Annotated in this window: 6 protein-coding genes and 1 pseudogene; 6 read left to right on the top strand and 1 reads right to left on the bottom strand. The window is 74.1% G+C overall.

Annotated features, from left to right (window positions below; translation table 11 throughout):
* The 6 genes and pseudogenes from ACIQOV_RS22890 to ACIQOV_RS22865 all read left to right on the top strand — a co-directional run.
* Window positions 1–433: pseudogene (locus ACIQOV_RS22890) on the top strand (hypothetical protein); the annotation flags it as partial.
* A gap of 190 nt (window positions 434–623) precedes the next feature.
* Entirely contained in the window at window positions 624–1,514 is an 891-nt protein-coding gene (locus ACIQOV_RS22885; RefSeq protein ID WP_401051175.1) for an ABC transporter substrate-binding protein, read from the top strand.
* Between the two features lie 31 nt (window positions 1,515–1,545).
* A complete protein-coding gene (locus tag ACIQOV_RS22880; RefSeq protein WP_401051172.1) occupies window positions 1,546–2,589 on the top strand; it encodes an amino acid ABC transporter permease in 1,044 nt (347 codons plus the stop codon).
* On the top strand, window positions 2,586–3,386 hold the full coding sequence (locus ACIQOV_RS22875) for an amino acid ABC transporter ATP-binding protein (RefSeq protein ID WP_387693519.1): 801 nt from the start codon (window positions 2,586–2,588) through the stop codon (window positions 3,384–3,386). Before ACIQOV_RS22880 ends, ACIQOV_RS22875 begins: the two co-directional genes overlap by 4 nt.
* Before the next feature lie 29 nt (window positions 3,387–3,415).
* Window positions 3,416–5,044: an amidohydrolase family protein gene (locus ACIQOV_RS22870; protein WP_401051168.1), complete on the top strand. Its 1,629-nt coding sequence runs from the start codon at window positions 3,416–3,418 to the stop codon at window positions 5,042–5,044.
* Complete coding sequence (locus tag ACIQOV_RS22865) at window positions 5,041–5,904, top strand: serine hydrolase (RefSeq protein ID WP_401051165.1); 864 nt, start codon at window positions 5,041–5,043, stop codon at window positions 5,902–5,904. Before ACIQOV_RS22870 ends, ACIQOV_RS22865 begins: the two co-directional genes overlap by 4 nt.
* 56 nt (window positions 5,905–5,960) lie before the next feature.
* On the opposite strand, the gene ACIQOV_RS22860 is transcribed toward ACIQOV_RS22865, so the two are convergent.
* On the bottom strand, window positions 5,961–6,144 hold a 184-nt coding region (locus ACIQOV_RS22860; RefSeq protein ID WP_401051162.1), incomplete at its 5' end, for a hypothetical protein.

The following is a 6,144-nucleotide window of genomic DNA, read 5'->3' as shown; positions in this document are numbered from 1 at the left end:
CTGGCTGGGCCGGGACCGGATCGACGGCAAGGGCTACGACCGCTTCGCCGGTCCGCGCGCCCAGGGCTCCGCGCCCGACGGCGCCCGCTCACCGCGGACCTACACGGCGGACCCGCTGGACGCCGGACTGAACCTGCTGGTCCAGCTCGGCGCGGACCGCCCCGACAACCCGCTGCTGCTCGCCCAGTCCGGGGCCCGCTGGCTGGGCCGGGACCGGATCGACGGCAAGGGCTACGACCGCTTCGCCGGTCCGCGCGCCCAGGGCTCCGCGCCCGACGGCGCCCGCTCGCCGCTGACCTACTGGGTCGACGGCGACGGCGGGCTGCGCCGGGTGACGATGCGGATGCCGGGGCTGGGCACCCCCACCACCGTCGAGCTCACCGGCCGGGAGGCGGACGCCAAGCTGCCGGAGGCCCCGTGGCTCACCGGCTGACCGGCTGACCGGCTGACCGGCTGACGGCTGACCGGTCGACCCGGCCGGTCGGGCACGGCCGGAAGTCCGCAGGACAGGGCGGTCAGCCGTACCAAAATCGTTGGTGAGGCAGCAATGGCTTCATCATCTTCCGTTCACCCGGACCCGGCTGCCAGCATCGGCGCACCGTCACCGCCCGAGGGAGTAGCCGATGAACCGCCCCCGTTCCCTGCGCTGTCTGGCCGCACTGTCCCTGGTCGTCCTGGCCGCCACCGCCTGCGGGCGCTCCGACCAGGGCGGCTCCCCGGCCGCCGGCGCGGCGCAGGCCGGACAGAACTCCGGGAAGAGCGCCGCCGAGCTGCTCCCGGCGAAGAACAAGCAGAGCGGCGTGCTCAGAGTGGCCACCTCCGTCGGCTACCCGCCGATGGAGATGTACAAGACCGGCACCACCGAGCTGACCGGGGTCGACCCGGACCTCGCCGCCGCCGTCGCCGGGAGGCTCGGGCTGAAGCTGGAGCTCGCCAACTCCTCCTTCGACGGCCTGATCCCCGGCCTCCAGGCCGGCCGCTACGACCTGGTGATGTCCTCCATGACGGACAGCGCGCAGCGCCGCCAGGCCGTCGACTTCGTCGACTACTTCCGCACCGGCGGAGTGATCATGACGAAGAAGGGCAACCCCGAGGGCATCAAGTCCATCGAGGACCTCTGCGGCAAGAAGGTGGTCCTCGCCAAGGGCAGCTCCAACCTGGAGATCGGCGAGCAGCAGAACGCCAAGTGCGCCACCAGGATGGCGATCTCGCAGAGCGAGGACGCCCCGACCGGGCTGCTCCAGCTGGACAGCGAGCGGGCCGTCGCCACGATCGTGGACTACCCGGTGGCGCAGATGTTCGTGCAGAACAGCGGCTCCTACGAGGTGCTGCCGGAGCAGTACGGCACGGCGCCGTGGGGCATCGCGGTCGCGAAGAAGGACGCCGGGCTGCGCGACGCGGTGCAGAAGGCGCTCCAGGAGCTGATCGAGAACGGTGAGTACCGCAAGGTGCTGGACACCTACCAGGTCGGCGGCAGCGCGGTGGAGCGCGCCACCGTCAACGCGGCGCAGTGAGAACGGCGGCACCGACGAGATGAGCACCGACATGAGAGACCCCGGGATCCCCGCCGACCCCGCGACGCCCGCGCCCGCCGACCCCGCGACGCCCGCGCCCGCCGAGCCCGCGACGCCCGCCCCGGTACCCCGAACGGCCGCCGCCGGCCCCGTCGACGACGACCTGGCCTTCGAAGTGACCGGCCGGCCCCGCCCGGCACGCTGGTTCGCCGTGCTGGCGGCCGCCTTCGTCGCCGTCTGGCTCGCCTGGACCGTCATCGTCAACCCCAACCTGCACTGGGACATCGTCGCCAAGTACCAGTTCGACGGCGTGATCCTGGAAGGACTCTGGGTGACCGTCCAACTCACCCTGATCTCCCAGGTGGTGGGCATCGTCATCGGTGTGGTGGCCGCGGTGATGCAGCTGTCCGACAGCCCGGTGCTGCGGACCACCGCCGGCGCGTACACCTGGTTCTTCCGCGGCACCCCGCTGCTGGTCCAGCTGATCTTCTGGTTCAACCTGGCGCTGCTCTTCCCGGAGATCAGCATCGGCATCCCGTTCGACGGGCCCAAGCTGGTCAGCTGGCAGTCCAACACCCTGATCACCGGCTTCGTGGCGGCGCTGCTCGGCCTGTCGATCAACGAGGGCGCCTACATGTCCGAGATCGTCCGGGCCGGCATCCAGAGCGTCGACCCCGGGCAGCGCGAGGCGGGCGCCTCGCTGGGTATGTCCAACCGGCAGATCCTCACCCGGGTGGTGCTGCCGCAGGCGATGCGGGTGATCATCCCGCCGTTCGGCAACCAGTTCATCTCGATGCTGAAGACCACCTCGCTGGTCTCCGTCATCGCCGGCGCCGACCTGATGACCGTCTCTCAGCACCTCTACCTCGCCAACTTCGAGGTGATCGCGCTGCTGATCGTCGCGTCCATCTGGTACCTGGTGCTCACCACCATCGCGAGCGTCGCCCAGCACGCGGTGGAGCGGAGGTTCAACCCGGCCGGCGCCCCGCCGGCGCTGCACCGCCGGGTGCTGGCCAACCTGCGCCCGGGGCGCGGCGGAGCGGGAAAGCGCGTGAAGAAGGGGGAGGTCAAGTGACGACCACGGACCTGGGGAAGCCGGCCGCCGAGGTGGTCCTGTCGGCCCGGAAGGTGCGCAAGCGGTTCGGGGACCTGGAGGTGCTGCGCGGCATCGACCTGGAGGTCCGGGCGGGGGAGGTGCTCTGCGTGATCGGCCCCTCCGGCTCCGGCAAGTCCACCCTGCTGCGCTGCTTCAACCACCTGGAGAAGATCGACGCCGGGCGGATCGAGGTGGACGGCGAACCGGTCGGCTACGAGCCGTACGGCGCCTCCGGCAGCAGGCTGCGCGAGCGCCGGCCGCGCGACATCCGCCACCAGCGCGAGCGGATCGGCATGGTCTTCCAGCGCTTCCACCTCTTCCCGCACCGCACCGCGCTCCAGAACGTCATGGAGGGCCCGATCGCGGTCAAGGGCCGCCCCCGCGGGGAGGCCGAGCGCCGGGCCCGCGAACTGCTCGCCCGGGTCGGCCTGGCCGACCGCGCCGACCACTACCCGGCCCAGCTCTCCGGCGGCCAGCAGCAGCGGGTGGCGATCGCCCGGGCGCTGGCCATGGAGCCGACCCTGATGCTCTTCGACGAGCCCACCTCCGCGCTCGACCCGGAGCTGGTCGGCGAGGTGCTCGGCGTGATGCGCGACCTCGCCCGCAGCGGCATGACGATGATCGTCGTCACCCACGAGATGGGCTTCGCCCGCGAGGTCGCCGACCGGGTCGTCTTCATGGACCAGGGTGCCGTCGTGGAGGCCGGCAGCCCGGCCGAGGTGTTCACCGCCCCGCGGCACGACCGCACCCGGGCCTTCCTCTCGACGGTGCTCTGATGGGAGCGATGGGACTGATGGGAGCGGACGTGACCACGACCCCGGTCGACCTGCTGCTGCGCGGCGCCACCCTGGTGGACGGCACCGGGGCGCCCGCCCGCCCGGCCGACCTCGCCGTCGCCGGCGGCCGGGTCACCGTACTGCCGCCCGGCACCGCCGTGACCGCGGCCGAGACCCTGGACGTCACCGGGCGGGTCGTCACCCCCGGCTTCATCGACGTCCACACCCACTCGGACGCGCTCGCCGCCCCCTTCGGCGGCGGCACCCATACCGACGGCGACGCCCTGGACGAACTGCGGCTGGCCCCGCTGCTCCAGGGCGTCACCACCGAGATCAGCGGCAACTGCGGGATCAGCCTGTTCCCGGCACTGCCCGGGCGGCTGCCCGAACTGGCCGAGCACCTGCGGGTCTCCTTCGGCCTCGGACCGGTGCTGCCCGCCGAGGACTTCGACGCCTTCGCCGCCGGCCAGCGGCCCGAACTGCGCCGCAACCACATCACCTCGCTGGTCGGCCACGGCACGCTGCGCGCCGGAGTGATGGGCTTCGAGGACCGCCCGCCCACCGACCAGGAGCTGGCCGCCATGTGCGGGCTGCTCGACCGGGCGCTGACCCAGGGCGCGGCCGGACTCTCCACCGGGCTGATCTACCCGCCCGGCGTCTACGCGGACACCGAGGAGATCGTGGCCCTGGCGAAGGTCGCCGCGCGGCACGGCAAGCCGTACGTGACGCACCTGCGCGACGAGATGTCCCAGGTGGAGAAGGCGCTGGAGGAGGCGCTGGAGATCGCGGTGCGCTCCGGCGCCCCGCTCCAGGTCTCCCACCACAAGACCGCCGGGCGGCACGCCTGGGGCGCCACCCTGCGGACCCTGCCGCGCCTGGAGCAGGCCCGCGCCGAGGGCGTGGACGTGCTCTGCGACGTCTACCCGTACACCGCCGGCAGCACCGTGCTGCACGCGATGCTGCCGCCGTGGACCAGCGAGGGCGGGCCGGCCGCGCTGCTGGAGCGGCTGCGCAGCAAGGAGGTGCGGGACCGGATCCGGGCGGACATCGCGCACGGCGTCGAGGGCTGGGAGAACACCGTCGGCAACGGCGGCTGGGACCTGATCTCGGTGGCCGCCGCGCCCGCCCGCCGTACGGCCGAGGGCCGCCGGATCGCCGACCTGGCCGCCGAGCGCGGCACCGACCCGGTGGACCTCGTCTGCGACCTGCTGCTGGAGGCGCAGGGCGAGGTGACCATCATCAGCCACTCGATGCGCGAGGACGACGTCCGCCGGGTGCTGGCCAGCCCGCTGTCGATGATCGGCTCGGACGGGGTGCCCAAACCCGGCCGCCCGCACCCCCGCTGGGCGGGCAGCTTCGCCCGGGTGCTCGGTCACTACGGGCGCGAACAGGGGCTGCTGCCGCTGGAGCTCGCGGTGCACAAGATGACCGGCCTGCCCGCCGAACGGTTCCGGCTGGCCGGGCGCGGCGTGGTCCGGGACGGTGCCGTCGCGGACCTGGTGGTGCTCGACCCGGCGGCCGTCCTGGACGGCGCGACCTTCGAGCGGCCGCTGCTGCCGCCGGTGGGCGTGGAGACCGTCGTGGTGGCCGGGCGGGTCGCGGTGCGCGGCGGCCGGCCGACCGCGATCCGGGCCGGAGAGGTGGTGCGGGTCCGATGAGCCTCGCCCAGGTGGCCGCCGCCGCACGCAGCTCCGCGGCGCTGCCGCTGACCCTCGCGGTGGCCGCCGTCGACGTGGACGCCGCCGAGGCGGACCGCGGAGTCGACGCCGACGCGGTCGGGGTGGACGACACCGTCGTCCTGCCCGTCGCCAGCGCCTCCAAGCTGCTGCTGCTCGCCGAGGTCGCGCGGCGGCTGGAATCCGGGGAGCTGACGGCCGGACAGCCGGTGGAGATCCTCCCCGAGGACGTCACCGGCGGCACCGGCCTGCTCGGCCGGCTGAGCCGCCCCGACTGGACGGTGGAGGACCTGGCCTGGCTGACCGCCGCGGTCAGCGACAACACCGCCACCAACGCCCTGCTGCGGCTGGTCGGCCTGCCGGCCGCCGCCCGGCTGGCGCGCGAGCTCGGACTGGAACGGCTCACCCTGCACGACCGGGTGCGCGACGAGCGCGGGCCGGACGTCCCGCCGGTCTTCGCCACCGGCACCGCCCGCGACCTGGCCCGGCTGGTGGCCCTCGCGGTCCGGGGCACCATGGCCGGCCCGGCCGCCTCGGCCCGGCTGCTCGGCTGGATGCGCGCCAACACCGACCACGGCCTGGTGCCCGCGCTGATCGACCACGACCCGTTCGCCCCCGGCTTCCCCGCGCCGCTGCCCGGCCGCCTGCTGGTCGCCAACAAGACCGGTACGGACACCGGGGTACGGGCCGACGCGGGCGTCATCGTGGGCGCCCGCCGGGTGGCCTACGCGGTCGTCGCGCACTGGGACGTGGCGCTCGGGCCCAGCACCGAACGGGCCGCCGTGCACGCCATCCGGGACGTCGGCCGCGCCCTCGCGGCCTGGGCGCAGCGGCCCGCCTGAGCCGAACCGCCTGAGCCGGCCCGCCCGAGCCGAACCGCCTCAGCCGGCCGGCGGGCTCAACGGCCGGTCGGCTCCGAGCGGTTCGGCGTGTGTCCGCCCGCGGTGGAGTCCTCGGCCTCCTCGGCGACGACGGAGGTCGAGGCGTGCCGGTGGTGGGTCGTCGCCGCCGTCGCCGCGACGGACAGCAGGGCCGCGGCGGCGACCAGGAGCGCGGAGATCCGGCGGATCACGGGGGTCCCC

Origin of the sequence: Kitasatospora sp. NPDC091257, from assembly GCF_044757675.1 — a bacterium.
In the GTDB taxonomy this organism is placed as follows: domain Bacteria; phylum Actinomycetota; class Actinomycetes; order Streptomycetales; family Streptomycetaceae; genus Kitasatospora; species Kitasatospora lactacystinica.
This window is presented reverse-complemented; position numbering and strand designations above follow the sequence as displayed.

Excerpts from the sequence above, each read along its gene's own strand:
- ACIQOV_RS22885 (WP_401051175.1), top strand. The coding sequence starts at position 624 with ATGAACCGCCCCCGTTCCCTGCGCTGTCTGGCCGCACTGTCCCTGGTC.
- ACIQOV_RS22880 (WP_401051172.1), top strand. The coding sequence starts at position 1,546 with ATGAGAGACCCCGGGATCCCCGCCGACCCCGCGACGCCCGCGCCCGCC.
- ACIQOV_RS22865 (WP_401051165.1), top strand. The coding sequence starts at position 5,041 with ATGAGCCTCGCCCAGGTGGCCGCCGCCGCACGCAGCTCCGCGGCGCTG.